The organism is Micromonospora aridisoli, assembly GCF_056150025.1.
The window spans coordinates 27,600-53,493 of sequence record NZ_JAXCFK010000018.1; the positions used below are offsets into that span (position 1 = coordinate 27,600).

The 25,894-nt window shown below is 66.9% G+C and carries 23 protein-coding genes and 2 pseudogenes; 13 read left to right on the forward strand and 12 right to left on the reverse strand.

What is annotated here, in order from left to right; genetic code table 11:
* The first annotated feature begins 257 nt into the window (after positions 1-257).
* From SM447_RS27060 to SM447_RS27070, 3 genes are all read left to right on the forward strand, one after another.
* Positions 258-518: a hypothetical protein gene (locus tag SM447_RS27060; RefSeq protein ID WP_474575701.1), complete on the forward strand. Its 261-nt coding sequence runs from the start codon at positions 258-260 to the stop codon at positions 516-518.
* 54 nt (positions 519-572) lie between these two features.
* Positions 573-2,063: a tryptophan 7-halogenase gene (locus SM447_RS27065; RefSeq protein WP_474575702.1), complete on the forward strand. Its 1,491-nt coding sequence runs from the start codon at positions 573-575 to the stop codon at positions 2,061-2,063.
* Between the two features lie 118 nt (positions 2,064-2,181).
* Entirely contained in the window at positions 2,182-2,940 is a 759-nt protein-coding gene (locus SM447_RS27070; protein WP_474575703.1) for an SDR family NAD(P)-dependent oxidoreductase, read from the forward strand.
* Positions 2,941-3,180: 240 nt separating this feature from the next.
* On the opposite strand, the gene SM447_RS27075 is transcribed toward SM447_RS27070, so the two are convergent.
* Positions 3,181-3,852, reverse strand: a complete 672-nt coding sequence (locus SM447_RS27075) for a 4'-phosphopantetheinyl transferase family protein (protein ID WP_474575704.1) — start codon at positions 3,850-3,852, stop codon at positions 3,181-3,183.
* The gene (locus SM447_RS27080; protein ID WP_474575705.1) at positions 3,849-4,679 is read right to left on the reverse strand and encodes a metallophosphoesterase family protein; all 831 of its coding nucleotides are present in this window, start codon (positions 4,677-4,679) and stop codon (positions 3,849-3,851) included. The genes SM447_RS27075 and SM447_RS27080 overlap by 4 nt, the downstream gene beginning before the upstream one ends.
* Before the next feature lie 135 nt (positions 4,680-4,814).
* On the opposite strand from SM447_RS27080, the gene SM447_RS27085 reads away from it, so the two are divergent.
* Complete coding sequence (locus SM447_RS27085) at positions 4,815-5,147, forward strand: hypothetical protein (RefSeq protein WP_474575738.1); 333 nt, start codon at positions 4,815-4,817, stop codon at positions 5,145-5,147.
* Positions 5,148-5,285: 138 nt separating this feature from the next.
* Here SM447_RS27085 and SM447_RS27090 read toward each other — a convergent pair whose 3' ends face one another.
* Positions 5,286-6,044 carry an SDR family NAD(P)-dependent oxidoreductase gene (locus SM447_RS27090; protein WP_474575706.1) on the reverse strand — a complete coding sequence of 253 codons (759 nt, stop codon included), beginning with the start codon at positions 6,042-6,044 and terminating at the stop codon, positions 5,286-5,288.
* A gap of 77 nt (positions 6,045-6,121) precedes the next feature.
* Between SM447_RS27090 and SM447_RS27095 the strand changes: the two genes are divergently transcribed.
* On the forward strand, positions 6,122-6,571 hold the full coding sequence (locus tag SM447_RS27095) for a MarR family winged helix-turn-helix transcriptional regulator (protein ID WP_474575707.1): 450 nt from the start codon (positions 6,122-6,124) through the stop codon (positions 6,569-6,571).
* Positions 6,572-6,806: 235 nt separating this feature from the next.
* Entirely contained in the window at positions 6,807-7,013 is a 207-nt protein-coding gene (locus tag SM447_RS27100; RefSeq protein ID WP_474575708.1) for a hypothetical protein, read from the forward strand.
* A 235-nt stretch (positions 7,014-7,248) separates the two neighbouring features.
* Here SM447_RS27100 and SM447_RS27105 read toward each other — a convergent pair whose 3' ends face one another.
* The 5 genes from SM447_RS27105 to SM447_RS27125 all read right to left on the reverse strand — a co-directional run bounded on the left by SM447_RS27105 (position 7,249) and on the right by SM447_RS27125 (position 11,993).
* Positions 7,249-7,878, reverse strand: coding sequence for a hypothetical protein (locus SM447_RS27105; RefSeq protein ID WP_474575709.1), 630 nt, complete (start codon positions 7,876-7,878; stop codon positions 7,249-7,251).
* 193 nt (positions 7,879-8,071) lie between these two features.
* A complete protein-coding gene (locus tag SM447_RS27110) occupies positions 8,072-8,602 on the reverse strand; it encodes a hypothetical protein (protein ID WP_474575710.1) in 531 nt (176 codons plus the stop codon).
* A 1,079-nt stretch (positions 8,603-9,681) separates the two neighbouring features.
* Complete coding sequence (locus tag SM447_RS27115) at positions 9,682-10,464, reverse strand: alpha/beta fold hydrolase (RefSeq protein WP_474575711.1); 783 nt, start codon at positions 10,462-10,464, stop codon at positions 9,682-9,684.
* A gap of 75 nt (positions 10,465-10,539) precedes the next feature.
* A complete protein-coding gene (locus tag SM447_RS27120) occupies positions 10,540-11,295 on the reverse strand; it encodes an L-histidine N(alpha)-methyltransferase (RefSeq protein ID WP_474575712.1) in 756 nt (251 codons plus the stop codon).
* 68 nt (positions 11,296-11,363) lie between these two features.
* Positions 11,364-11,993 carry a peptidylprolyl isomerase gene (locus tag SM447_RS27125; RefSeq protein WP_474575713.1) on the reverse strand — a complete coding sequence of 210 codons (630 nt, stop codon included), beginning with the start codon at positions 11,991-11,993 and terminating at the stop codon, positions 11,364-11,366.
* Between the two features lie 505 nt (positions 11,994-12,498).
* On the opposite strand from SM447_RS27125, the gene SM447_RS27130 reads away from it, so the two are divergent.
* From SM447_RS27130 to SM447_RS27155, 6 genes and pseudogenes are all read left to right on the forward strand, one after another.
* Positions 12,499-17,673 (forward strand): caspase family protein, encoded by a 5,175-nt coding sequence (locus SM447_RS27130; RefSeq protein ID WP_474575714.1) that lies wholly within the window; start codon positions 12,499-12,501, stop codon positions 17,671-17,673.
* 58 nt (positions 17,674-17,731) lie between these two features.
* Complete coding sequence (locus SM447_RS27135; RefSeq protein WP_474575715.1) at positions 17,732-18,676, forward strand: 2-hydroxyacid dehydrogenase; 945 nt, start codon at positions 17,732-17,734, stop codon at positions 18,674-18,676.
* Between the two features lie 19 nt (positions 18,677-18,695).
* Positions 18,696-19,790 (forward strand): pyridoxal phosphate-dependent aminotransferase, encoded by a 1,095-nt coding sequence (locus SM447_RS27140; protein ID WP_474575716.1) that lies wholly within the window; start codon positions 18,696-18,698, stop codon positions 19,788-19,790.
* Positions 19,787-20,923, forward strand: coding sequence for an NAD(P)/FAD-dependent oxidoreductase (locus SM447_RS27145; RefSeq protein ID WP_474575717.1), 1,137 nt, complete (start codon positions 19,787-19,789; stop codon positions 20,921-20,923). The genes SM447_RS27140 and SM447_RS27145 overlap by 4 nt, the downstream gene beginning before the upstream one ends.
* A 37-nt stretch (positions 20,924-20,960) precedes the next feature.
* Positions 20,961-21,908, forward strand: a complete 948-nt coding sequence (locus SM447_RS27150; protein ID WP_474575718.1) for a methyltransferase — start codon at positions 20,961-20,963, stop codon at positions 21,906-21,908.
* 310 nt (positions 21,909-22,218) lie between these two features.
* Positions 22,219-22,601 (forward strand): annotated as a pseudogene (locus tag SM447_RS27155) (transposase); the annotation flags it as partial.
* Between the two features lie 490 nt (positions 22,602-23,091).
* On the opposite strand, the gene SM447_RS27160 reads toward SM447_RS27155, so the two are convergent.
* From SM447_RS27160 to SM447_RS27175, 4 genes are all read right to left on the reverse strand, one after another.
* The gene (locus tag SM447_RS27160) at positions 23,092-23,514 is read right to left on the reverse strand and encodes a hypothetical protein (RefSeq protein ID WP_474575719.1); all 423 of its coding nucleotides are present in this window, start codon (positions 23,512-23,514) and stop codon (positions 23,092-23,094) included.
* A gap of 217 nt (positions 23,515-23,731) precedes the next feature.
* The gene (locus SM447_RS27165) at positions 23,732-24,178 is read right to left on the reverse strand and encodes a hypothetical protein (RefSeq protein WP_474575720.1); all 447 of its coding nucleotides are present in this window, start codon (positions 24,176-24,178) and stop codon (positions 23,732-23,734) included.
* Between the two features lie 113 nt (positions 24,179-24,291).
* Entirely contained in the window at positions 24,292-24,516 is a 225-nt protein-coding gene (locus SM447_RS27170; RefSeq protein ID WP_474575721.1) for a hypothetical protein, read from the reverse strand.
* Between the two features lie 6 nt (positions 24,517-24,522).
* The gene (locus SM447_RS27175; protein WP_474575722.1) at positions 24,523-25,188 is read right to left on the reverse strand and encodes an AfsR/SARP family transcriptional regulator; all 666 of its coding nucleotides are present in this window, start codon (positions 25,186-25,188) and stop codon (positions 24,523-24,525) included.
* Positions 25,189-25,264: 76 nt separating this feature from the next.
* On the opposite strand from SM447_RS27175, the pseudogene SM447_RS27180 reads away from it, so the two are divergent.
* Positions 25,265-25,714: pseudogene (locus tag SM447_RS27180) on the forward strand (IS30 family transposase); the annotation flags it as partial.
* Positions 25,715-25,894: the final 180 nt, after the last annotated feature.

Sequence of the window (25,894 nt, forward strand, 5' to 3'; positions counted from 1 at the left end):
CTTGCATACCTTGGAGCCCTTGGGAAGGACTGCCGGACGACTAAGATCACCGCTTCAGCCGGATAGCTGCTGCGACGGCCGACCAGACAGCAGAGGACCAGCGCCGTCCCGATATGGCCGTTACATTCGTTGACTCCGACCGATTCAAAGATGCGGGAATCCGCCATGATCGACGCTTCCCAGCGCTCCGGACGCCTTGCACCACGACTGAAGGTCGCGGTAGCCTGTGGCGTCTTCGGGGGCGAAAACCTCCGTGCATGCACGCGGCCTGCCAAATCAGTCACACGGGGGTTGGCTATGTCATCGCAGTTCATGTCGCGACATCTTTCCGAAACCGCATCCGCTTCGCCCTGCTGAAAACGCCGGATCAGGCAAGGCCGATCCGGCGCCTGCCGGTGTTTGATGCACTTGAGACAACGCCACTGATCCACGCCGGCATGGCGTCGATCGGCCATGCCGGCAGGCAATTCCACGACTACGGCGCACCATGGTGTCCACCATGGACGTTCGGTGAATAGTTGTTTCACCATTGCGCCGTGGTGACAATCTCCGAGAGGACAAGAGGGGCGCGCGTGGGCAACTCCGAAGAATTCGACGTCGTGGTGGTCGGCGGCGGTCCCGCCGGCTCGACGCTGGCCGCGCTAGTGGCCAAGCAGGGCCACTCGGTGCTCGTCCTGGAGAAGGAGTTCTTCCCGAGGTACCAGATCGGGGAGTCCCTGCTGCCATCGACGATCCACGGCATCTGCCGGCTGTCCGGTGCCGTCGACGAGCTGGCCAAGGCCGGTTTTCCGGTCAAGCGCGGTGGCACGTTCCGCTGGGGGGCCAGCCCGCAGCCGTGGACGTTCTCGTTCTCCGTCTCGCAGAAGATGGCGGGCCCGACCTCCACGGCCTACCAGGTCGAGCGCTCCAAGTTCGACAAGATTCTGCTCGACAACGCCCGCCGCCAGGGCGCGCAGGTGCGCGAAGGCTGCTCGGTCGTCGACCTGATCGAGGACGGCGACCGGGTCACCGGCGTGCGGTACAGCGACGACCAGGGCCGCGAGCACCAGGTGGCGGCGACCTTCGTCGTCGACGCGTCCGGCAACAAGAGCCGGCTGCACCAGCGCGTCGGCGGCAAGCGCGAGTATTCGGACTTCTTCCGCAGCCTCGCCCTGTTCGGCTACTTCGAGAACGGTAAGCGCCTGCCGGAGCCGAACCGCTTCAACATCCTGTGCGTCGCCTTCGACAGTGGCTGGTTCTGGTACATCCCGCTCAGTGACACGCTTACCAGCGTCGGCGCAGTCGTGCGCCGCGAGTTGGCCGAGAAGGTGCAGGGCAACCCGGAGCAGGCGCTGCGGGCGCTTATCGACGAGTGCCCCATGATCTCCGACTACCTGTCCCCCGCCACCCGCGTCACCGAGGGCCAGTACGGGCAGATTCGCGTCCGCAAGGACTACTCCTACCACCAGACCACGTTCTGGCGGCCCGGCCTGGTGCTCGTCGGCGACGCCGCCTGCTTCGTCGACCCGGTGTTCTCCTCGGGCGTGCACCTGGCCACATACAGCAGCCTGCTTGCCGCGCGGTCGATCAACAGCACGCTGTCCGGGCTGGTCGACGAGAAGGCGGCGATGCAGGAGTTCGAGACGCGCTACCGCAAGGAGTACAGCGTTTTCTACGAGTTCCTGGTGTCCTTCTACCAGATGCACCGCAGCGAGGACTCCTACTTCTGGGAGGCGAAGAAGGTGACCCGGGCCAGCCGCTCCGAGTTGGAGTCCTTCGTCGACCTGGTCGGCGGCGTCTCCTCCGGGGAGCACGCGCTCACGGACGCCGACGCGGTGGCCGAGCGGCTGCACCGCAACACCGAGGACTTCACCGCCGCCGTCAGCCAGATCGACGAGAACAGCACCGAGGGCTGGGGGCCGCTGTTGCAGTCGTCGGTCGTACGCGACGCCATGGTCGAGGGTTCCAAGGTTCAGATGCAGGCCATCCTCGGTGAGGACGTCGAGGAGGAGACGCCGATGTTCCCTGGCGGTCTGATCCCGTCCCCCGACGGACTGTCCTGGGTGTACGCAGCCAGCAAGTGACCGATCGAGCCTGCGCCGCGGTCGAGCCGGTCAGCCCGCTCGTCCCCGGCGCGGGCCTGGGTCGGGACCGCGCCGCAGTACCTCGGCGAACAGCAGCGGAAGAGAACGGGAGCGACACGTGCGGATCGACGGAAGCGTCGCGCTGGTCACTGGCGGCACGTCCGGCCTTGGCCTGGCGGCAGCGCGCAGGCTGCACGAGCGGGGCGCGTCCGTGGTCGTGCTCGCCCGTTCGGCGCAGGGCAAGGACGTCGCCGCAGCCCTGGGCAAGCGCGCCGCGTTCGCTCAGGGCGACGTGACCAGCGAGGACGACGTCGCCGCCGCGATCGAGCTGGCCGCAAGCCTGGGCACGCTGCGGGTCGTGGTGAACTGCGCGGGCACTGGCAACGCCGTCAAGACCGTCGGCCGGGACGGTCCCTTCCCGCTGGCCGCCTTCACCCAGATCGTGCAGGTCAACCTGGTCGGCACGTTCAACGTCATCCGCCTGGCCGCAGCGCGGATCGCGCAAGCCGACGCGGACGGGGAGGAACGCGGGGTCATCGTCAATGCAGCCTCGGTCGCGGCGTTCGACGGCCAGATAGGCCAGGCCGCGTACGCGGCGTCCAAGGCCGGCGTCATCGGCATGACCCTGCCGATCGCCCGCGACCTCGCGGCGCTGCGCATCCGCGTCGTCACCGTCGCGCCAGGGCTGTTCCACACCCCAATGTTCGATCCGCTGCCCCGGTCGGCGATCGAGGCGCTTGGCCGGCAGGTACCGCATCCCGCCCGGCTCGGCGAGCCTGCGGAGTTCGCCTCGCTGGTCGCGCACATCGTCGAGAACCCGATGCTCAACGGCGAGACAATCCGCCTCGACGGCGCCCTGCGGATGGCTCCGCGCTAGCTTGATCTGCAACCTGCTGGGTGGCGGTATCGACCCCGACTGATCATGGGGACAGCCCTCGATCGATGATTCCTCTTGTCTAGAGAAGAAGATTTTGGGGTCGGGGCGAGCCTAGGCCCAGGCGGTGGTCCGGCAGGGCGGAGGTTCGTCCGGATACCGGTGTTGTATCCGGACGAACCTCCAACGCCGTCGGTCGCCGCCTGGGTCCGCGCAGCCGGGCACGGTCTTGTGAAACGCGGCCTAGCTCCGCCTGGTCGGATCCACTGTCACCACCGTCTTGATGAGGCCCTGCTCGACCAGGTAGCGGCCGCGCAGCTCGGTCAGAGGCGACGCGCCGTCCAGGCGTGCGCCGTCGACGAGCAGCTGGCCTCGGAAAGCCCCCTCCGCCGGTTCGATCGTCAGGCGCGCCTCTTCGAAGCCGAGCCAGCGACCGGTCAGCGGATACCAGGCTTTGTAGATCGACTCTTTTGCGCTGAACAGCAGCCGGTCCCAGTGGACCCCAGGATTAGCTGCGGCGAGCCGAGCCAGCATCGCCAACTCCTCCGGGCCTGCCACGGCGTCGGCAACGCCCTCCGGCAAAGGCTCGTGCGGCTCAGCGTCGATGCCGATGCTCGCGAGGTGGGCCACGTGGGTCACTGCGGCCGCGCGGTAGCCGGCGCAGTGGGTGATGCTGCCGACGACAGAGTGCGGCCACTGCGGCTCGCGCCGCGGACCAGGCCGAATCGGCACCGGCGGGTAGCCGAGGCGGGTCAGCGCCTGCCGGGCGCAGCGTCGAGCCGTGACGAACTCACCGCGCCTGACCGCCACGGCACCAGCGATGAAGTCCTGTTCACCGGGGAAGACCTGCTCGTCAGGGTCGTCGGCGTACGCCTCGACGGCGGCGACCGAGCTCGGTAGCAGTCGCGCGATCACCGCGCCTCCTCGAAGATCCGCCGCATCGGCTGGGGCGTGGCGCCCCGCCGCCGCCACTCCCGGGGATAGCCTAGCGACACCTCTTCGAAGCGCACGCCGTCGTAGTGCGTGGTGCGCGGGATGTGCAGGTGCCCGTAGACAGCCACGGCGGCGCGGAAGCGCAGGTGCCAGTCGGCCGTGGCGACGGTGCCGCACCACTGCGCGAACTCCGGATACCACAGCACGTCAGTGGGCGTGCGCACCAGCGGCCAGTGGCTGACCAGCACCGTGGGTAGCGTAGGGTCGACGGCGGCGAGGCGACGCTCGGTCTGTGCCACCCGGGCCCTGCACCAGGATTCCCGGTCCGGGTACGGATCGGGTTGCAGCAGCATCTCGTCGGTGCACACCACCCCAACGTCGTACGCCCGCTGCAGCGACTCCTCCTTCGTCGTCCCGGGCGTACGGAATGTGTAGTCGTAGAGCTGGAACAGCGCGGCCACGGTCACCGGCCCGCCCGTGCCGCGCCACACCGGATACGCGTCCTCCGGAGTGAGCACGCCGTTGTCGCGACACATGCGCACCAACGCCTCGTAGCGCGCCACGCCGCGCAGCTGCACCGGGTCGGAGGCGTGCGTCCACAGCTCGTGGTTGCCCGGGGCCCAAATCACGGTGTGGAACCGGCGTCGCAGCTGCCGCAGCGTTGTCTCAATGTCGTCGAAGATCTCGCCCACGTCGCCGGCAACGATCAGCCAGTCCTCGTCCGACTGGGGTTCTAGACCTTCGGCGATTTGCCTGTTCTCGGCATACGAGACGTGTAGGTCGCTGACTGCGAACAGGTTGGCCGCCACTGCATCGATACTGCCATATGCCCGGCGCGCGGCCGTAGACCGTTCGCTGCCCTCCAAGACACAACGATCACGGGCGACGTGGTTTACGTCGAACTTGATCAATCAGAGGTTTCCTCGTAGCGTGGAGGCCAGAGCTTGAGGGATAAGGGTTCATCGCTGAGGCGAGACGGCAGTTCGATCCGGAGTTCCGGGCTGGCGCGGGCCGGTTCACCCACGGCCTGGACGACCCGGACGGGGCTCGGCGGGTTCTGGCTCTGGTACGACAGCATCAACGACACCTTCCGCGGCCAGGTCATCGCCCCCGTCCTCGCCCGGCTACGGGCGTTCCTGCTCCGGGACTTCGTCAAGTCGGTCCGCCGCATCGACGCACACCGTCAGCGGCCTGATGAGGGCACCTACAAGCGGTCGGGCGTGGCGACAAAGCGCAACACCCTGGCCTGCCGGACTTGCCGTCCCGCATCGACCTGACGAAGAAGCAGTGCATGCAGCGCATGACACGACGCGGTCATGCCAGTGCCCATCGCACCCGACCACGAATAGCGGTCACTGGGCAGGAGCGATGCCGCCACTCCGCTGCGCGGATCGCGGCGTGACAGTGCTTGTGGCTTAGCGCACGAATTCGCGGCCGCCGGCCAGTGACAGCGTCTGCCCATTGATGTGGCCATTGGCTGCGGAGGCTAGATAGGTGATCGCGGTGGCTATGTCTTCGGGGGTGCAGATGCGGCCGGTCGGGGTCTTGTCGGATTCGGCCACGATCGCGCTCGGGCCCAGAAATGGAGCGTTCAAGGCCTTGTCGGTGAGGGTGAAGCCGGGGCGGACGATGTTGGTCAGAATGCCATGGCGGGCTTCCCGGACGGCGAGCACTCGTGCGGCGGTCTCGAGCGCTCCCTTCGCTGTGGCGTAGCCGAGCGGCCCTGCCATGGGTTGCTCGACGATGTCAGTCGACACGGCAACGATGCGTCCCCAGCCGGCGGCGCGCATCGCCGGCAGGGCTGCATCGATCAGAGCTACCGGGCCGACCGTGTTGATGGCCAGCGATGTGGTGAGGCCGCCGATCTCATCGGTGTCGAAGGAGGGCCACTGTACGGCGTTGGCGACCAGGACGGAGATCGGCCCGAGGCGTGCGGCGATCTGTTCGATGACGCCCTGCACAGTGGCGAGGGTGCCGTGATCCAGGTGGACGGCGCAGGCATGGCCGCCTGCCTCTGTTATGGCCTCGACGACATCCATGGCAGCGCTGCGGTTGGTGTGCCAGGACACCGCGACGCGTGCGCCTTCGGCGGCCAGATGACGTGCGGCGGCTCTGCCGATGGCGCCGGAAGCACCGGTGACCAGGGCGACCTTGTTCAACAGACCGGTTTCCATCACCACTCCATAGCCGGCTATACGTTAGCCGACTATGCTTCAAGAGCGGGTGGCTCGTCAACTCGTAGACTGCCGAGGTGGAACTCGCGGATGTCCTGGCAACGAACAAGGCCCTGGTCAAGGTGGCCAAGCTGTACCGGAGTGCGCAGGCGGACGTGCTGGCCGGGCTCGCCTTGCACCCCGGGCAGGACGTCCTGCTGTGGATGCTGGGGCAGCAGCCCGAAGGCATGACGGTCTCTGAGATTGCCGCTCGGCTCGGCGTGGAGCAGCCGACAGTGACGCGCAGCCTCAGCCGTCTCGAACACGGCGGCTGGTTCGTCAGAAAGTCCGTGCCGGGCGATCGGCGCGCAACCCGTATCGTGTTGACCGACAAAGGTCGGACCGGCATTTCGGAGATCGAAGCGGCCTGGCGCACCCTCGCCGAGACCGCAACAGCCGGAATGGCGAACGATCAACGAGCCACGCTGGTCGAACTGCTGGAAAAGGTACGCGGAAATCTTCTTACCCTAGCCACCGAAAGCGGGTAAAGACCACAGACATCGCCGGGGGACGTTCGGGGACACACTCTCTCCTCCGGGATGAAAGCAACTTTCAGCGGCTGACCGAGGGACGAAGTCAAACGACGAAACAGCAGCACGAGTTCCAGCTGCCGAAGGCCCACCGAGTTCTCGGTGGGCCTTCGCCATGCCTCCGTGTACCCGCATAGCAAGTAATCCGAGGGGGTCGAGCCAGCGAAAGGAAGGCACCTGATGAAGACCCTAGGTGGTCGCCGACGGGCGTGAACTCGCGCTCGTCACCGGCGACCTCCTAGTATACGCGCTCCAACTGCTCCACCCCGAACTCGCCTACGCGCACAAGGTCGACCCTGAGGCGGCCAGGCGCTCAAGGAAACGCATGCTCGGCCACGACACCGCCACCACGCTGCACCTGGCAACGCCGCATCTGACGAAGCCGTTCCTCGCGGCGTGATCGCGGCCGATCGACGCCGGTCGGCCCGGGCGCCTCCGCGACCTGTGGGTCTCGCTTCCCGCCCACCTCGATGACCAGCAACTCGTCGCCGCCGCCCTCGCGAAGGGCGTCGCCGTCACGCCTGGTACGAACTACTACGTCACCGACAGCGATCCGTTGCATTTCCGTCTCAGCTACGTGGCGGCACCGTCGGCTTCTGATATCGATGACGCCATCCGCAGGCTTGCATCACTCATCATCGAGCCTTGAACTCCAGCCGTCGGGCTACCGCCTGCGCAAACCGCGTCGCCCCCTGGTCCGCGAACGGCAAGTTCAGCGACGGCTCGCACAACTCCAGTTCCAGCACCACCGGCATCCCTTTGCTGTTACGAATCACGTCGACCCGGGCGTAGAGCAATGGACGGTCCAGACCCAGATGAGCGCCAGCCGCGGCGAGAGAGTGCAAGACCAAGTTCAACCCACTGGCCTGGGCCAGGCGCACCGTCGGGTCCTCCCGAACCTCCACCCGTTCTAGCGGAACGGCGACGAACGCGAGCCCGTTGCGGCGGTGCAGGCCGTATCGCTGGTAGCTGTCGACTTCTTTGGCGACGCCGAGTGTGCGGGTCGCTGCGTAGAAGTCGAGGGCGCGTTGCGCGGGGCGACCTCGCCATACCGCCCTCGCTTCCCCGAAGAGGTGCCGGATCTCAGCGAGCGTGAAGGGTTGTTGCCACCCGGGCGCCCATAGCTCGCCTCGGGTTTCCTCTCCGTCTGCACCGCTGGACGAGTTCGGAGAGGCGAGGACGGTGAACGGCATTGCCGCCCGCCCGACCCCGTACTGGTTTCGGCGGTTGGCGCGCGAGGCGAAGAGCATCGTCCCTTCGACCACCAGGACGTATGCCCATGGGTTCACCAGCGCGCTTGCCGCGCCGAATGGCGACGAGCCAGGGGGCCGGCACCAGCCGGGTCGAACTGACCGATTGGGGCGTTCGCGAGTTGCTCGTGCTGCTCGCCGGCGAGCAGGTCGCGGGCTTGCGCCAATGCGCGAGCGGCGGCTTTCGGAGAGGGATCGAGCAGTTCGGTCAGCCGTTGGTGAAAGTTGGTGGAGAACTCCAGGCGACCGTCATTGCCGCCGGTGCCGAGCAGTGCGGGTAGTAAGCCTTGCCATTGGTGACCACGACCGCCGCATCGAGCCAGGGCAGCATGGCATCCGGGCAGCGGTTCCGCAGTTCGCGAACCGCCTGTTCCTTGGCCCAGCCTTCACTGCGGTAGCGCCCGGCGACAAGGGCGGCGGCATCCGCCGCCGCACGAAAGGCAGCGAGCCTCGGCGTGGGATGGGCCACGAGCCGGTCGAGGGTCTGACGGGGGGTGACATCCTTGGCACCGAAACCGCTGCCCTCGTTCCATGGGCTCAGCACTGGGGTTGGCGCGTATGTTTGCGCCAGCCAGGTGGCGATGTCGGTGACGGTTGTGTCGAGGAGCAGGCCCTCGGGCGTCCAAGAGGCGGTCATCTGAGGATCGGCCTGCTCACCGATGACCCGGATCAGGCCGAGCCCGGCGAGGTAACTTGCCAGCGGCGTCGGGTAGAGGCCCGGTAGGACCTGGGCGCTCACTCGTGCTGCTCAAATCCGCTGGCGTTCCGGTCGCTGCTCACCCCCTCCGATGCTCGGGTCGCTGTCGCTTCGGGACCTGGCATGGGTCCGTAGCCGCCGGTGAAATCCACCGCCAGAGGGCTGTAGGGCACCCGGTGGTACCGAAAGCCGGCTCGCCGCATACATTCCTGGATGAGACGCTGCTGCAATCCCAAACCGCACCTCGGGCCGATTGTGAGTTGCTGAGGTGGTCATAAATGTCGAGGAGGGTAGTGCGGTCGGCCGGTGCCATGACGACAGCAGCCGCTGCACGAAATCAGAGGGCTTCGGCGGTGTCGATTGGCCAGCGTCGCCGCTGGCCAGGACCAGGAGGATTGCGATGGCGGTCAGCAGCGCGAGGGCCCGCCGCGCCGGAGCGCGACAGACCCGCACCGCTCGAGCTGGTGCTGTCATCCCCGGCAGACCGAACTCGTCTTGTCGTTGTTAAACCACGACGCGTTCTGCCAGGTCCCCGGGCTCAGGACCATGGCAACGTTGCCGCTGCACCCGGCGTCCCAGTACCAGACCAACTTGCCGCCGGTGTTGTCTGGAAGGAGGACGCCTTGTCGCTGTAGGCGGATGGCACACCGTTGCTGAAGCTCGAGTAGACCCAGTTTCCACCGCGATTGGCGTTGTCCCAGAAGCAGGGGCTGTTGCTTGGGCAGGAGACTGCGGAGGCGGGTGCGGCGACGATTCCGGCACCGGCCAGCCCTAGTGCGATGGCCACGACATCGAGGAGTATCTCCGCCGCGAAGTCCTCCCCCACGTCCCCGACGCCTGGATCGACCACACCAAAACCAAAATCGGGTACGAGATCCCCTTCACCCGCCACTTCTACGTCTACAAGCCGCCACGCCTATCGCCGAAATCGACGCCGAACTGAGAGCCCTCGAAGCCGAGATCCAGGAACTCCTAGGCGAGGTGACGACGTGACGTGGAAAAATAACTTCGCATTGCGGTCTGTTGCGGATATTGCTCTCGGATCGCGGGGTGGTCAGCGTCAAGCCCTCCGCTGCTGCGGTACGGTGTCCGCAGCGGGACGGCACCGGTGGATCTCATGCTCAGTGGTTTAGGCCCGCGATGATCGCGCTGCCTGTCTCGGCCGCCGTCAAGTAGCGGGTTACCTGGTGGGCGGTGAAGCCGTTGCTGATCGCTACGTCGGTGACACTGGGACCGAAGATCTGCCGGAGCCGTGGCTCCAGCGCTACGAAGTCGGCGTCGTCGGTGATGTTCGTCCACCGCCGCACGCCCGGCGGCCAGTTCGGAGCCGGCTGCAGGCGGTGCAGCACCACGTGCGGGACGCCCAGCGGTGAGCCGAGTGTGACCAGGTCTGTCACCGGAGAGTCGTCGAGCGTGCACAATGCCTCGTACGCCACCACCGAGCCCAGCGAGTGGGCGACCACGACGCGAGTATCATCGCCAATCGCTCTCAAAAACCGCTTCTGGACTGCGGCCCGCACATCTGGCTGCTTGAAGTAGGTGGTCACTTGCTTGAGCCACCAAACCAGGACCCGCTCGGAGATCCGCGCCAGGACCCACGACCCCGACAGGGCAAGGATTGCGGCGCGCGTCGACGACCGTACGCCGAGGGTGCGCGCGTCGGGGGAGACGACGGCTGGGTCTCTGACGGCGGCCTCCTGCCACCACGACAGCAGCAGCTCGAGCTCCAGCTCGTCGTCAACATCCTCGGCGGTCAAGGGCGGCACCTCCTCGCTGAGAAAACGACCCGCAGGGCGGAATAGATCCCCGTAGAAGACACACTCGATGCCACTCTCATCGAACGATGCGCCGGGGTCAGCGATTTTGACGCCACCCACCAATGCGGGCACCCAGGTCGACGACATCTGCGGCCTACTTCCATAGGTATTCAGGATCCCGTGTACGGCAACCACACGCGCCACTCACACCAACTCCTTGCCTCAGACTGACGCCAGAACCACCCCGAGCCGGCCAGACCGTCGGGTGTTTATCCTCGTGAAGCCCTCTAACGCCTCACCCAGCGCACCGGGCGAAAACCGCCGCGAACGGAAGCATTGAACACGCCGGTTCTCGATGGTTAGAGTGACGAAAGCCAGCAACTCGCCGTCACGGAACGTAAACTCAAGATCGTCGACCTCCACGCCTGCGGCTCGGAATGATTCCAGGACGGTGTGCTGAAACTCGACCGTCTGATACGCCGCAATAACAGAGGCCGAGTCCACGTCTTCATCCGCGAAATTCACACTCAGCAGGAGAGCGTCGCCGACATCGAGACTTTGCCGTACGTTACGCAGCGCCGCCGCCGGATCGTCCAGATTCGCGAGGGTATTACCGAGCAGCAGGGTGAGTACCACCTCACTGGACCGCCATTCGCGGATCGCAACAGTCGGTCCTTCGTCGATGTCCCACACGGCGAGGTCTGGAGTGCCTGGCAGGGCCGGGGCGGCCAGGTCAAGCATGGTCCGGCTGAAGTCGAGGCCCAGGTACCGCACCGAGGTCACCGACAACTCCCGCAGCAGTGCGACGGTGTGGGCACCGGTTCCCGGACCGACCTCCGCGATCTGGCGCGCGCCGAGGTGCCGGATCATGTCGGCTTCCAGGGCGATTGCGTCGGTGATCGCCTGATAGCCGCTCGTCGCCGCCAAGGCGTGATGGCGATAGGCGGCGGAGCCCGCATAGCTGAACTTCGGTGGCACGACACCGGCCCGTAGGCAACGGCGGAACAAGTCCTCGTGCGCCCGTGACTCGAAGCTGGCGGGACCCCTCATCCTTTGGTCCGGCCGTCCAGGGCCACCTCAACATGCTCTACTACGATCGGCTCGTCCGGTCGGCCGTGTTCGTCCGCCGGTGTCAGCGACAACTCGTCGACCAGGCGTCGCGAGTGATCGTCGGCTAACTCCCCGAAGATCGGCTTCGTAAAATTCAGGTGAGGTGCCGGCGACAGCGTTACGAAGAACTGCGAGCCGTTCGTGCCCGACCCGTCGGGCCGCTTCCCGTTGTTGGCCATCGCCACTAGGTAGGGGCGGTTGAACGTCAGGTCGGCCGCGTACTCGTCGTTGAAGGTGCAACCCGGCCGCTGTAGCTCGGTGGTAGACGCGAAGTCGAGGAGCATGCCGCGGACGATCCGGCCGATGCGGAACCCGTCGAAGTAACGGCCCGTCCGCCGCTTTCCCGTCAACTGATCTAGATAGGGCAAGGCGCCGGTTGCTAGGCCCACGAAGTTCGCCACCGCCTGCGGCGCTCGCCTCGGGAACAGTTCGAAGTGGAGCAAACCGCGCGTCGTCGACAACCAGGCGAACACAGCTCGGGCGGCAAGATCGGAGGCCAAGCGCCTGCGTAACACGGCCGCCTCGGCGGCCACAGAGCCCTCGGGAGGGTGCGTTGCCCCGTCCATGCCCGCAATGTAGCACCCGATATGCCGGCGGCACTTGCATTGTCGGCGGGTGCCCACCGCTCGACGCTCGGCGCGAAGCAGAGGTGCCACATGCTGTACGAGTCCCGTGGGCACGTCAAGCCTGGCAGAACAGGTGATCACGCGAAGCCCTCTCGGAGACCGATTCCGTCGCAAGAACCTGTCTACCGATGGCTCCACGTCCTTAACCCACGCTGCCCGCTATGGACGCTATGCCCGTGTCGACCCGAACAGCCCCTAGGTTCCTAACTGAGGATCAGCTAATTGATGAACGGCTCTCGGATTACCTTCCCTGCATCACCCCGGCTTGTTGACGTTTGGCTTGGCCTGTCGACCCAAACGGCGGTCTAGTCCATGGTAGACGTACAATCGCGGCGGCTGTAGCATTCGGACGCTAGTCATGGAGGCTGGAAATCCAGCGACTGGTCGGAAGGGTTGGAGAGCATCGGGATTCGTCGGTCCGCCGCCACGACGTGAACGGGTGCCAATGAGTGATGGACTTGAGGACATCGCACGCCGCTTTCTGCTCACTGGGGTCTACAGCCATTACCATTTCGAGCCCACCTGGGACCGACCCGAACTCGCTGACGACCTCGCCACTATGGTCGCCCTGTTCACCGAGGACTTTGGCTACACCCATGTGCCGCTGCTTGGCCTCGATGCCACCTGGCTTCAGACCAAGGACGCCCTGCGAGATTTCGCGACCAGCCCCGACCGGCAGCCCGACGACTACGTTGTGCTTTACCTCGCCGGCCACGGAGAAATCATCCCCATCGGCCAGACCGGCGTCGAGCACATCCTTCTGCCCTCGGACGCCACCGGCACCGACCTTCGCCGCCGCGCCATCAAGAGCGCCGACCTCGCCGAATGGCTACTCGCCGACACCGAGATCCGCCGCCTGCTGCTGGTCATCGATGCCTGCTACTCAGGCCACGGCGCTCTAGATTTCGCCGCCACCGCCCTTGCCAGCCTCGGCCGGCCACTCCGTTTCGACGGCGAGAACTGCGGCGGCACGGGCGTCATCGTGATCACCGCCAGCCGGCCGGCCGAACGGGCCGTCGCTGGGGCATTCACCGCAGGCTTCGCGCGTGCCGTACGCCATCAGGCCACCGCCGGCCATGGCCCTAAGGACCTGAGCATTGACGCAGTGCTCAAGGTGCTGCACGCGGACAAGGCTGTGCCCGCCTCGCAGACCGCCACCTGGTCGTTGCTGCTCGGCGAAGGCTCGATCCCGTACTTCCTACCGAACCCGCGGCGCGCGGCCGGCCTCGTCCCCCTCGACCTCGCCGAGCAGGCCCGGCAGTGGCAAGCCCGCCTTGCCGAGGAACACAAGCGCGCCGACGAGCTGCGCACCAGGTTCCTGCCCAAATCAGCCGGCTTCCTCGGCCGCATCGCCGTCCTAAACCGCCTGACCGGCTGGCTGCGCGACCAAAGCCAGATGGGCAGTATCCTGGTCACCGGGGACCCCGGCTCAGGCAAGACCGCTGTCCTCGGGCTGCTGGCCGCTCTCAGTGACGAGTCGCAGCGGCCCGCGGTGTCCACCAGCGGCATCACTGGCGCGGACTTGCCCGACCCGGGTGACATCGACATTGCCATCTACGCAGGCGGCCTCACTACCACTGACGTGCTCACCGGCATCGCCGCCGCCGCAGACATACCAGGGCTAGACCCCGATCCAACCGCCCTCGACGAATACGTCGTACGGCTACTCGCTGCCCTCACCGACCGGCCCGGCATGCTCACGGTACTAATCGATGGTCTCGACGAGGCCGCCGATCCCACCCAGCTCGTCGAGATGGTCATCCGGCCCCTCACCCGGCGCGGCACCGGCAAGCTGCGGTTCCTGCTCGCTACCCGCCGCGAGATCCTTAACCGGTTCGGCCGCAACTGGCAGCGGGAGTACGGCCTTGTCGACCTCGACAGCCCGGACTACAGCGACCTAGGCAGCATTTCGATGCTGATCCGGCGCAGGCTGCTCGGCCAAGTCCACACCGCCGGCGCCGGCGCCCAGGAATCCCCGTTCGCCGCCGCCGAGCCCGAAGTGCTGGACGGGGTCGTTACCGCGATCGCCAACGTCGCCCGGTCATCGTTCTTTGTCGCTACCATCGTCGCCGCCACCCAGGCCCGGCTCGCCCTCAGCAACGGGCTGCCCGACCACCACGACCACATCTGGCTCGGCAACCTGCCTCGTCAGTCAGGGGAGGCCATGCGCGACGACCTACGCACCCGGCTCGGCGACAGGTTCCGTGACGCGATGCAGTTGCTGCTACCGCTCGCCTACGCGCGGGGTGTCGGCCTGCCGTGGGAGGACATTTGGGTGCTCCTGGCAAATGCGCTACACCCGAACAGGACATACACGAACGACGATCTCACCTGGCTACGCTATCGGGCTGGTTCGTATGTGGTCGAGGGCGGCGTCATAGAGAGCCGGTCGCTATACCGACTGTTCCACCAGTCCCTGGCCGACTACCTGCGCGCCGGCCGCGATCCCACCGCCGACGAGATGGCCATCTTCCGTGCGCTGCGTGACCACGTGCCACCCCGCCTCGATGGCCCGCCCGACTGGCAGGCCGCTCACCCCTATCTGCGGCTCCACCTGGCCCAGCACGCCGAGGCCGCCGACCTGGCCGACGAGCTGACCACCGATCCCGGCTACCTCGCCTCCGCTGACCAGGCACACCTGCTCGCTGCCCTTGACCACACCGTCAGCGAGACCGCGCAAACTGCCGCCGCCGCGTACCGGCGGGCTGCCCCCGCCCTGCGCCGTTACCCGAAGAAAGACCGTATCTCCTATCTCGGCCTTGCCGCACGATGTGCTGGGGCAAAGGAGCTCGCGGCGCGCGCCGCTGCCGAGGACCAGGAAGGCTCCTGGTCACCGCGCTGGGTGTCCTGGCGGCAATACCGCCACCACCAGCGCCTCGACGGCCACACCGGGTGGGTCAACGCCCTCGTCCCGGCTGGTCCGCTGCTCGTGTCCGCTAGCGACGACGCCACCGTGCGGTTCTGGAATTTAGCCTTGGGCACCGAAGCCCGCCCGCCGCTGACAGGCCACGTCGGTGCGGTCAACATCGTCGTGGTCGCCGACGATGGGGGCCGGCAGGTGATTGTATCCGCCGGCGACGACGCTACGATCCGTGTCTGGGACTCCGCTGATGGCACCGTCGTAGGCGAACCCCTCACCGGACATACCGGGTGGATCCGGGGGCTGGCCACCGCAGTCGTCCGGCAGCGCCGCATCATCGTGTCAGGCTCCGACGACGGCACCCTGCGCCTTTGGGATCTCGCCTCGGGTGACACTTTCGACCAACCGCTCAAAGGACACAAGGGTCCGATACGGACGGTGGCTGTCATCGAGGTCGAAGGCACTCCCGTGGCCGTTTCCGCCGGCGACGATGCCACCCTGCGCCGCTGGAACCTCGCCACCGGCGTCGGCATCGGCGAACCCATGACTGGGCACACCGGGCCCGCCTGGCCGGTCGCCGTCGCCTACTCCGGTGGTGTGCCCTTGGCCGTTTCGGGTAGCTACGACACCACGCTGCGGGTTTGGGACCTACGCTCTGGCGCCGCCGTCGGCCAGCCGCTGTCCGGCCATACCGGCGCCGTGTGGGCCGTCGCGATGGGCGAGTTGCGCGGCCGCCCTGTTATCGTGTCCGGCGGGGCCGACGCGACTGTCCGTGTGTGGGACCTCGAATCTCACATGCCGATCGGCGGCCCTCTGATTGGCCACGGCGATTGGGTCAACGCCGTCACCACCACCGAGGTCGACGGCAGGCCGGTGATCGTGTCCGGCAGTGCCGACACCTCGCTGCGCGTCTGGGAGTTGACCGACGAGTCTGGGCCTGCCGACCCGTTCGTCGGCCACGCCGGCCCTATGCGCGCCCTCGCTGTCACGCGGCTCGGCGAGCAGCCCGTCGTAGTCACCGGCAGCGATGACACCACGGTGCGCCTGTGGAACCAGCTTACTGGGCGGCCCATCGGCGAGGCGATGCTCGGCCACACTGACTGGGTGCGGGCAGTCGCCGCCGCCGAGTCCGTCATAGCCTCTGGCAGCGACGACGGCACCGTTCGGCTATGGGACGGCCTTACGCGGGCATCCCTGGGACCGCCGTTGACCGGCCACGATGGATCGGTGTGGAGCGTCGCGCTTTGGGCCAGCGACGGCGAAATAGCCCTCGCCAGCGCGAGCGCGGACGCGACGGTGATCATCTGGGATGTCGCGGCCGGAACGCCCCGACACATCCTGCGCGGCCACGACGGCCCGGTGCGGTCGGTGTCCACGGTCGTCTGCCAAGGCCGCCGCGTCGTTGTCTCAGCGGGCGACGACGGGCTCATACGAGTCTGGGACGCCGCGACCGGGGAACCGGTCGGTAAGCCGCTGGGCGGCCACGACGGGATCGTCTGGAGTACCGCGACCGCCATCGCCGATGGTGTGCCGATCGCGGTCACCGGCGGGCAAGACGCGACCGTACGGACGTGGGATCTGAACAAGGGTGAATGCTTGACCGTACGCCCCCACCCCGAACAGGAGTGCATACGGTCGGTGGCTACCGCGACGGCGGGTGGCCGCCTCTTCGCGCTCGCCGGCGGCGACGGCCGTTCGGTGACCGTCTGCGACGCTCTCGGCCTCGACGGGGACGCCCGCACTATCCGGCATAGCGCCGCCGTCTGGTCCGTCGGCGCTGCTGAAGACAGCAACGTCGCCGTCACCGTCGGTCAGGACAACTCCGTGCGCACCTGGGACCTCACCAGCGGCTCGCCGGTCGGCGACTCGTACGTCGGCCACGCCGGTCCGGTGTGGGCAGTCGCTGTTGGCCGCGACGCCAGCGGCCCGGTCGCCCTCAGCGGCAGCGCCGACTCCACCATTCGCGTGTGGGAACGCTTCACCGGCTTACCTGTGGGCGAGCCGCTGCGCGGGCACGAAGGGCCCGTGCGGACCATCAGCGTGGTCACCGACAACGGCCGGCAGATCGCCATCTCCGGTGACGACGCTGGGGACATCCGCTTCTGGGACTTGACAGGCGAGGCCCGGCCGACCGCGCAACACGCGGGTCACGGCGGAGCTGTGCTGGCCAGCGCCCCAGTTGCCATCGGCGGCCGCCCCCACGTACTGACCGGCGGCACCGACGCCATGCTGCGGCTCTGGACCGTCACGGATCCGGTCGAATGCCGGGCGGTCCTCGAAGGGCACGGCGGTTCCGTGTACGCAATCACGAGCGGGACGGGTGGGGTGTTCTCCGGTGACGCCGACGGCACCATCCTCGCATGGACCGGTCTCGGCGGCGAAAGGCCCTGCGGGGAACCACTGCTCGGTCACACCGCAGCCGTACGCGCCCTCGCCTTGGCGAGCGCGACCGCCTTGGCCTCGGTGTCCGACGACGGCACCCTGCGCCTGTGGGACCTGGCGAGCCGGGAGTCGAAGGTGATCTTTTCTGATCCCGTACGGCCGGTCCAGGGCCTCTGCGCCCTGCCGCCCCGCACCCTGGCCGAAGGCAACTGGCTCGCGATTTCCGCTGGCGACCTCGTCACTGTCTTGAACCCCCGAAACTGGAATCCCACCCACCTCATCGACATCGGAACCCGTGTCCTCACGATTGCCTCTGATGGCGAGGAGGGCATTCTCGTCACCACCGAACTCGGCGTCGCCGCCATCCAGCTCAGATAACCCGAAGATGGAATGAACCAATTGCCCACCCTCGACATCAAAGTTAGGATCCGCCGTCATGAACATTGTGGTCCTTGACAAACTGCACTTCTCCGGGGAGAACCTGGAGCGCCTACGGACCGTCGGCAACCTCACCGTTTACGACGACCACCCCGATGCGGAAACCGCGATCGCGCGACTCGTCGACGCCGACATCGCCATCATCGGCTGGACCACATTGCGCCGTTCCGATCTCGATCGGCTACCCCGCCTGAAATACATTTCCCTCGCCCTCACCGGATACGACATCATCGACGTGGAAGCGGCCCGTGAACGCGGCGTCGTCGTCACGAACGTCCCCGAGTACTCCCGCCAGAGTGTCGCGGAGTACACCTTCGCCCTCGCGCTGAGCGCGATCCGCCATTTACGCGAACTCGACGCACAGGTCCGCGCCGGCAACGCGATCAGCCCCGCCGAGAATCTGCTCGGCCACGAGCTGTACCGCAAGACCCTCGGTGTGCTCGGGCTCGGCAGCATCGGCAGTTGGGTCGCCCGCATCGGCCAGGGCTTCGGCATGCAGGTGATTGGCCATAGCCGCACCCTTAAGAACGTTCCCGGCGTCGAAAACGTGAGCTTCGACGACATCCTGCGCCGCAGCGACGTCCTCGTGCTGACGCTGAGCGTCAACCCGTCCAGCATCGGCCTGCTTACCCGGGACCGCCTTGCACTGATGAAGCGTGGGGCATCATTGATCAACATCGCCAGCAACCAGCTAATCGACGAGAGGGCCGTCGCCGACATGCTTGAATCCGGCCACCTCGGCTCGGCCGCCTTCGAGGACATCACCCACTCTGGCTTCGACGAGAGCGCCGCAGGCAGCGAGAGTCCGCTGCTGCACGCCAGGAACGTCGTGCTGTCCCCGCAGGCCGGCTGGTACACGGTCGAGGCACACGACCGCCTCCTGGATCTAACCGTCGAGAACGTGGAGCAGTACGTCGCGGGCACCCCCCGAAATGTTGTCTGACAGCCCTCTCAATTCGGAGATGGTGTTCAACCGTCTGGCCGCCGGGCCAGGCGGTATCGACCTAGCCGTCGGCTACCCGCAGCTCGACACGTCCCCATTCCTGCAAGACGTTTTGTTCGAGGAATTCGCCCGGCCAGGCGCCGACGACGAGCCGTACGGGGTCTTAGCCTTGCGGGAGGCGATAGCCGACGACTTCGCCCTCCGTCAGGGCGTTTCCGTGGACCCCCTGGAAAACGTGACGGTGACTGGCAGCGCCTCGGAGGCGATGACTGCGGCCGTGCTGACCCTCGCTCGCAGGGGCTCTGCAGTCGTGCTGTTCTCGCCACACTTCCCGGTGTATTCGATCGCGGTTGCGGCGGCCGGGGCTACACCGTTATTCGCTGCCGTAGCCTTAGACGGCACCTTCGACATCGAAGGTTTTGGCAAGCTGGTCGCGGCGGCCGATGTTTCCGCGGCGATACTGAATTCACCGCATAATCCAACCGGAGCGGTCCTCGACGAAGCCGCATGTGTCCGCCTCGTCGAAATGTGCACCCATCAAAGGATACCGCTGATATCCGACGAGGTATTCGCTCATCTCCTACCTAGCGTTTCCCCGGCTGCGGTCGCCGATCGAGACCATCCGGTCGTGGTCGTCTCCGACAGCGGCAAGAAATTCGACTTACGTGGATTCCGGCTCGGCTGGACGATTGCGGGGAAGGAACTCACCCAGCGCCTCCGGATAATCCAGCAGATCATGACCTACCGCATTCCAGCGCCCCTACAGAACACCGTGGCCGCCGGGCTGCGCTGGGCCAGCACACACAACTACGACGATATTCGAGCCATTCTCGCCGCAAACGCCGGCATTCTGACCAGGGCACTGTCGGGCACAGCCCACCCGTACCGGGGCGGGTCCTTTCTGCTCGCATCGGTACCCGGACTGACCGGAACCACACTGTCCGCCCGCCTAGCCCACTGCGCCGGCGTGAACACCCTGCCCGCCACCGCCTTCACCGAGGGACGCGGCCCCACCGCCCCGGACGACTTCGTCCGCCTGTCGCTCGCCAGAGACACAAGGCTGATCCGGGAAGCAGGCGCCCGTCTGGCCGCCGCCGTCCCGGACCGGCCATGACGATCGGAGCAGCCATGAATGTCCGAACCCCACAAAGGGTAGTTGTCGTCGGCGCTGGCATCGTTGGCCTCGCCAGCGCATTCCGTCTCGCCGTCCAGGGTCACAAGGTGGTTTGCCTCGACGACGGCAAGCCCGGTGTGTCGTCCGACGCTGCCCTTGGCTATATCGCGCCCCCGTCGATCACTAGTGTGCCGCCGGACGTGGTCCTCTTTGGCGGGCAGGCCTACCAGCGGTTCCTGCAATTCCTCGGTGATCTGGAAACAGCCACTGAGGTTCGGCCGTTCGTCGCTACCAACGGCTACATCCACGTCGCCGTCACCGACCCCCAGGTTCAGGAAATCGACGCCATCTGCCAGTCGTGGGACACGGCCGGACTGCACTACACGCGGATGAGCGGCGACGCCGCCCGCGAGTACGAACCCATGCTCTCCCCGCAGGTGAAGGCCGCCGTCATCCTGCGGGACGCCATGAACGTCAACCCTCGGGAGTTGCGGGAGTTGCTGCGTGGCGCCCTCGACGGCCTCGGAGTCGAGGTGCGCACAGGTGAGACCGTGAGGAGCCTCGACGTCACCGGTAGTACCTGCTCCGGGGTGTTCGTGGAGTCGGGGCGCATCGACGCCGACTGGGTGATCGTCTCCGCCGGTTCCTGGAGCAATGCGGTCCTCGGCAGTCTGCGCATCATTAACCTGATCCCCACCAAAGGGCAGGTCGTGCTCCTGCGCTCGAAGGGCGGACCCGTCCTGCAGCGCCCCGTCTCTACCAGCGACGATCTCGACATAATGCCCCGCCCCGGCGGGCAGCTGCTTATTGGCACCTCCAACGAAGACGCCGGCTTCGACACCACCACCACCGCGCAAGTGCTTTCAGGCATCCTCAGCCGGGCCCTCGCCGTCGTTCCCGGCATCGGCGACTACGAATTCGTCCGCGCCTACTCCGGCCTGCGCCCCTGCACGGCGAACCGACGGCCCGTAATCGGCCCTCACCCCACCTGTCCGAACGTAATTATCGCGACCGGGCACTGCCAGAATGGCGTCCTGATGGCGCCACTGACTGCCGACTCAGTGGTGGACCTCGTCAACGGCCACAGCGACCGCACCGCATCGATTGCCAGGATGCGCCCGGCACTGCCTTAGGAACTCCAGCGCCGTCCATCGATATAGACTGAAGGCGATGTATCAGTTTATTGCCGACGTGTCCTGCCAGAGGGACGGCTGCCGAGCGGATCTCACCCGGGTGTCAGGGGGGGCGTTGTGCGTGGGGCCGGGCGCCCACCGATACGCGTGGGAACAGCGGCTCGTGCTTACAGCGAAAGGCTGCAGGGAGGCGGCGTCGGTCGACCCGCCGTACGCAAGCTACGACTACGCCCTGCGGTACGCGGGGCTGTGGGCGTTTTCGTACGCGACCCTCGTGAACCCCGAGCTCGCAGCGAAAGGGTGGCTAGTGGGGCGAGGCGAAACCGACGCCTTCTACCGGACGGTCACGTCTATCGCCACACAATCGATGCGGGGTGGACCTGCCGAGGCGATCTGGGACATCGGCTGCGGCGTCGGCCGCGTCGTGCACGAGATGGCGGGCAGCTTCCCGCAGGCCACGGTCGTCGGCTTGGACAGCTCGGCGGCGATGCTCGCCGTGGCGGCCCGCATCCTCGGCGGCGACCATGACCTCGCCGTCGACCTGGCGGACGCCGGCTTCCCCGAGGCCCGCCTGCGCCGCTCATTGGTACCGCGCCGCGACAACGTGTTGCTGGTTCAGGCCGACGTCGAGTTCCTCGCGCTGCGACCCGATCGGCGCGGCGCCGACCTCGTGCTGCTCGTCAACGTCCTTGACCGTACACCCAACCCGGACCGCCTCCTTGACGTCGCCATGGCGGCCGTCCGGCCAGGCGGCAGCATTGTCGTGGCCATCTCCGGCAGCTGGCTCACCGCAGACCTGTGGCGCCGTTACCCCGACGCGCTGGGATTCTGCCTCGACACGCTCACCGCAGCCGGCTTCGAGCCGACGTTCATGCTGGAGAACCTTATCCTGCGTGAGCTGGTGAACAGGCGCGGCGCCACCGACGACTTTCCCGTCTCGATAGTCGCCGCCCGCCGGGGTATCCGGGCACAATGCCTAGGCTAAAGGTCGAAAGGCTTTACGCCCTCGGCGCATCGAAGGTGATCTGGGTCAATGGGTTTGTTAGGCCGGACTTATAAGATATCCGGCCGATGGTGGTATGACGCGGCAGTACGGGCCCGACGGGAGAGGTCCAGGTCAAGCCGCAGCCATGTTCGAAGATTCCAGATCGACTCACAGATCGCACCTGAACTCGCTGAGGCTAACGGCGGTGACGATGGCGGCGAGGAGCGGGTTGAGGGTTCGCAGGTAATGCCACATTGCGTTCCATGGTTCTCACCTCACCTCACCTCGGCTCTTCATTAGAGCGGGTCCACCTAGTGGATCAGGAAAGAAAGGTACATCCGTTACCTGGAAGCTCGCCCACCGCGCCCACGCCCACGTCGAAGAGCATCCGCGCCGGCAAAGACACCGGCTTTGGCCGCTTCCCCTCACAACTGTTCACCATCAACGCCGCCTGGCTGGCACTCACCCCACCGGCATCGGCCCCCTTGGCATGGACTCAACATCTCCTCCTCGACGGCGAACTGGCCCGAGCCGAACCCAAGAAACTGCGATACCGGCTGCTCCATGTACCGGCCCCGGTTCACCCGCTCCGCTCGCCGCACCCGACCTCACATCGCGCAATGCTGGCCCTGGACCGAACACCTCGTCATCGCGTTCACCCGCCTCGCCGCGCTACCCCAACCGATGACCTGAACACCGCGACCCGCCCCGACGAACAGCCTCCGGAGGAACCCGAGCCCGCGGCGGAGCGTCACCCTGCGTCAACACAAATCGATCTTGCCGAAGATCAACAAATCGGCCCGGGCAAACTCGCTGCGGTCATCGTGATCGGCGACGACCCTGCCCGGACACCGAATCGGACGCTGCGAGGGCCGGCGCCTGCGCCACCGAGGACCTCGGCCGAGAGGACTTGGGAAACGCCCGAGCCGCGCCCGCTGGGCCATCGTTTTCTGGCTGCTGTCGCTGCGCCAGCCCTCGGTTCAGGTCCTCCACCACATCGTCATCGGCGACGGCCGGCCGCCATCGCTCGGCGGTACGGAAACGAGCGAGCCGGCTGGACGCGTCAAAGGCATCTCCCCCTTGACGAACAACTCACCCCGCCGAAGGGCAGCCGACAACCCGCGGTGAAGGGTGACTGCCAGGAACGAAAGCTCGGAGCTGAGGCGTACGGCCTGCTTGTTGCTCAGCGGCACGTCTCGTTGCGGCCGACCGCCGCATGTGACCGCGCCCAACGCAGCGTCTCCACCAACTCAGCGGCAGCTTCCTGAGCCGGGCCGATCGGCGGGGCGGCCCGCAAGCCAGCGGCCGCGATGGCGGCCTGCCGCCAACCGCCCACCATCGTCGGGGCACCCTTGCTGATCAGCATGTACACGGCCAGTCCGAGCTGAGTTCCGAGCTGCAGATGGACACCCGTGACCTGCCCCGGGTACTGCCACATCCAACTCCGCGCAGCGGCCACGGCCCCGATCGCGTCGTCGACGGTACGGACGCTGGGCGTGGGATTGATCGGCGAGCGGGCGATGTCGAGTGCGTCCAGTGGAGGTTGGCCTTGCCCGGCGGCGATCAGCTCCCGAGCGACCGCGCCCAGCCACTGTTGGCAGTCCACCTGGCGGCCTCCGTCACCGGACGGTAGATCTCGGTCAGGTGACCGCGCCCATGGCTGAACCATCCGGGTAGGGCGAGGTCGATCATGACCATGTTCGAGGTGAGTCTGGCGATGTCGGCAATGCCGGCCTGGAGGCCGCCGCCCGATCGAATCGCGAGCCCTTCCGGTGTCCGGGGTCGTTGTCCCGGAGGAACGTGGCTGGCGAGAATGTCGGCAATCACGCCGACGGCGTCCGCGGCCCGGTGCAGCGAGCGTGCCGGTTCGGCGGCCGCTGGGGCGGGATGTGGCGGGAACTGCCGCTCGACGATGCCGGCGGCTCGAGCCCGACGTAGAGCTGGGTGAGCCGTTGCCCGCGTCGCCGCAGAATGGCCGAGGCACCGGCCCGGTTCGGCACCTCGGCTACCGGACGACCGCCGACCAGAAGTTCGGTCGCTCGGGCCAGCTGTGGGTAGATGGCAGACCTGGCGATGACGGCAGCATTGATGTCGGCAGCGCTGCTGGCGGGGTGCCGTTCCATTGTCGTGGCCGCCGCACCCAGCGCCCGCTGCGCTTCCCTGTGCCAGTGGCCGATGGTCACGCCAGGGCCGCCGCCGCACGCAGCGGTGTCGTCTGCAGCGTCCGCGAGTCGAGCGCTGATCTGTCTCGTTGCCTCGATGTACTCCATGCCGCCAGCTCCTTTCGACGTCAGCAAGGTCGTTTACTCCGTTCGGTCGTTTTCTCAACAGGTCAGTTCGTGGTCAGGGTTCGCCGGTAATCGGTCGGACGTTCGCGAGCGGTCTATCCGCTGCTGCTTGCAGCGAGCAGGTCCGGCAGGAGTTTGCGCAGCAGGGCGTACGTGACCGGCGCAAGGTCCTCGGGCACCTCGGCCTCGCGGACCCGCATCAGCTCCCCCAGGAGGTTGCGTAGCTCCGCGGTGTGTCCCTCGGTGTGGGCGGCTCGCATGATGTCGTGCCAGGGCCCGTCGTCGCCACGCTCCGGGTCGGCCAGCCAGGCTTGCTGCACGGCCCATCAAGCACCAGTTGGATCGCCGGCGTCGAGGTAAAGCTCGGCGAGTTCGTGGGCGGTGTCCACGATCGCGGACGTGATGTGCCCCGGGTAGATGTCGGATTCGGGTAGCCAGGTGAAAGGGTTGCGAGCGCCGACTGCGTACGCGCGTTCGGCCCCGTCGAGGGGTACGCCCCGAACCCGCTCCAACGCAGCTCGTAGATCCTTGACTCCGGCAGCGCCGCGACTTTCGCCGCGGCTGCGCAGCCGGCGGAACAGGTGCCAGTCGAGTAGGTAGCCCGAGTTCAGCCGGTAGAGCCGTTCGGAGCCCATCTCCGGCAGCCAGGCGTTGCCGTCCGGGGTCTCCCCCAACCACCGGCGGGCCCGGGTGATGGCGACCCGGCGGCTGCCGTCCTTGACCTGCTGGTCGGGCCACAGTGCGTCGGTGAGCTGCTCGGCGGAGGCTCCACGGGCTCCACGTTGGGCGAGGTAGACGATGAGTTCGGCGTGGAAGCGGCGGCGTTGGTCGGGTACCGGTCCGGGCGCGTCGACCGTGACCGCGCCGAGGACGCCGGCATCGCTGCCGCTGTCCGAGTGCCCTGCGTACGCGCGGGCCACGGCGTAGCCGAAGTTGCGCTCGACCCACGTCAGCGTCGTGTGCCGCAGCCAGTGGGTGCTGATCTGCTGCACGTACACCCACGGCAGGTACTGACCGATGCGCGCCCACAGGTGGTCGTAGCGTCGGTAGGTGATCGGCTGCCCGTTGGAGGGCGACCTGATCGTCGGCCGGCAGAACCAGTCCGCGATCGCCACCCTGGTCGACCGCACCAGCCGCTACCTGCGACTGGTGCACCTGCCCATCGACCGCACCGCCGAGGCCGTCCGCGACGCCCTGCTCACCGTGCTGGCAGAACTGCCGGAGTCGGCCCGCCTCACCCTTACCTGGGACCAGGGCGCGGAGATGGCCTACCACCAGCAGATCGCCCCGCTGCTGCGCGACGGGGTGTTCTTCGCCCATCCCGGCCGACCCTGGCAGCGCGGCACGAACGAGAACACCAACGGCCTGCTGCGCCAGTACTTCCCCAAACGCACCGACCTGTCCCAGCACACCGCAGCCGATCTCCGCGCCGTTGAGCAACGCCTCAACAGCCGGCCTCGCAAGGTCCTCGGCTGGCGTACCCCGGCCGACATTTTCGGCGCCGCGCTGGCACGCTAATGAGCGTCACCGTTGCGACCACTACTTGAATCCACCCTGGAACCCGCCCGGAACCACGTGGTCAGTTTTCAGGCGGAGCCGACAGACTCTCCGTACCTATCCGTCCGGCGATGGATCACTTCATCAGACACAACACCACGGCATGCACGTTCAGATCATCGCCGCGGCCCGACAGCCGCC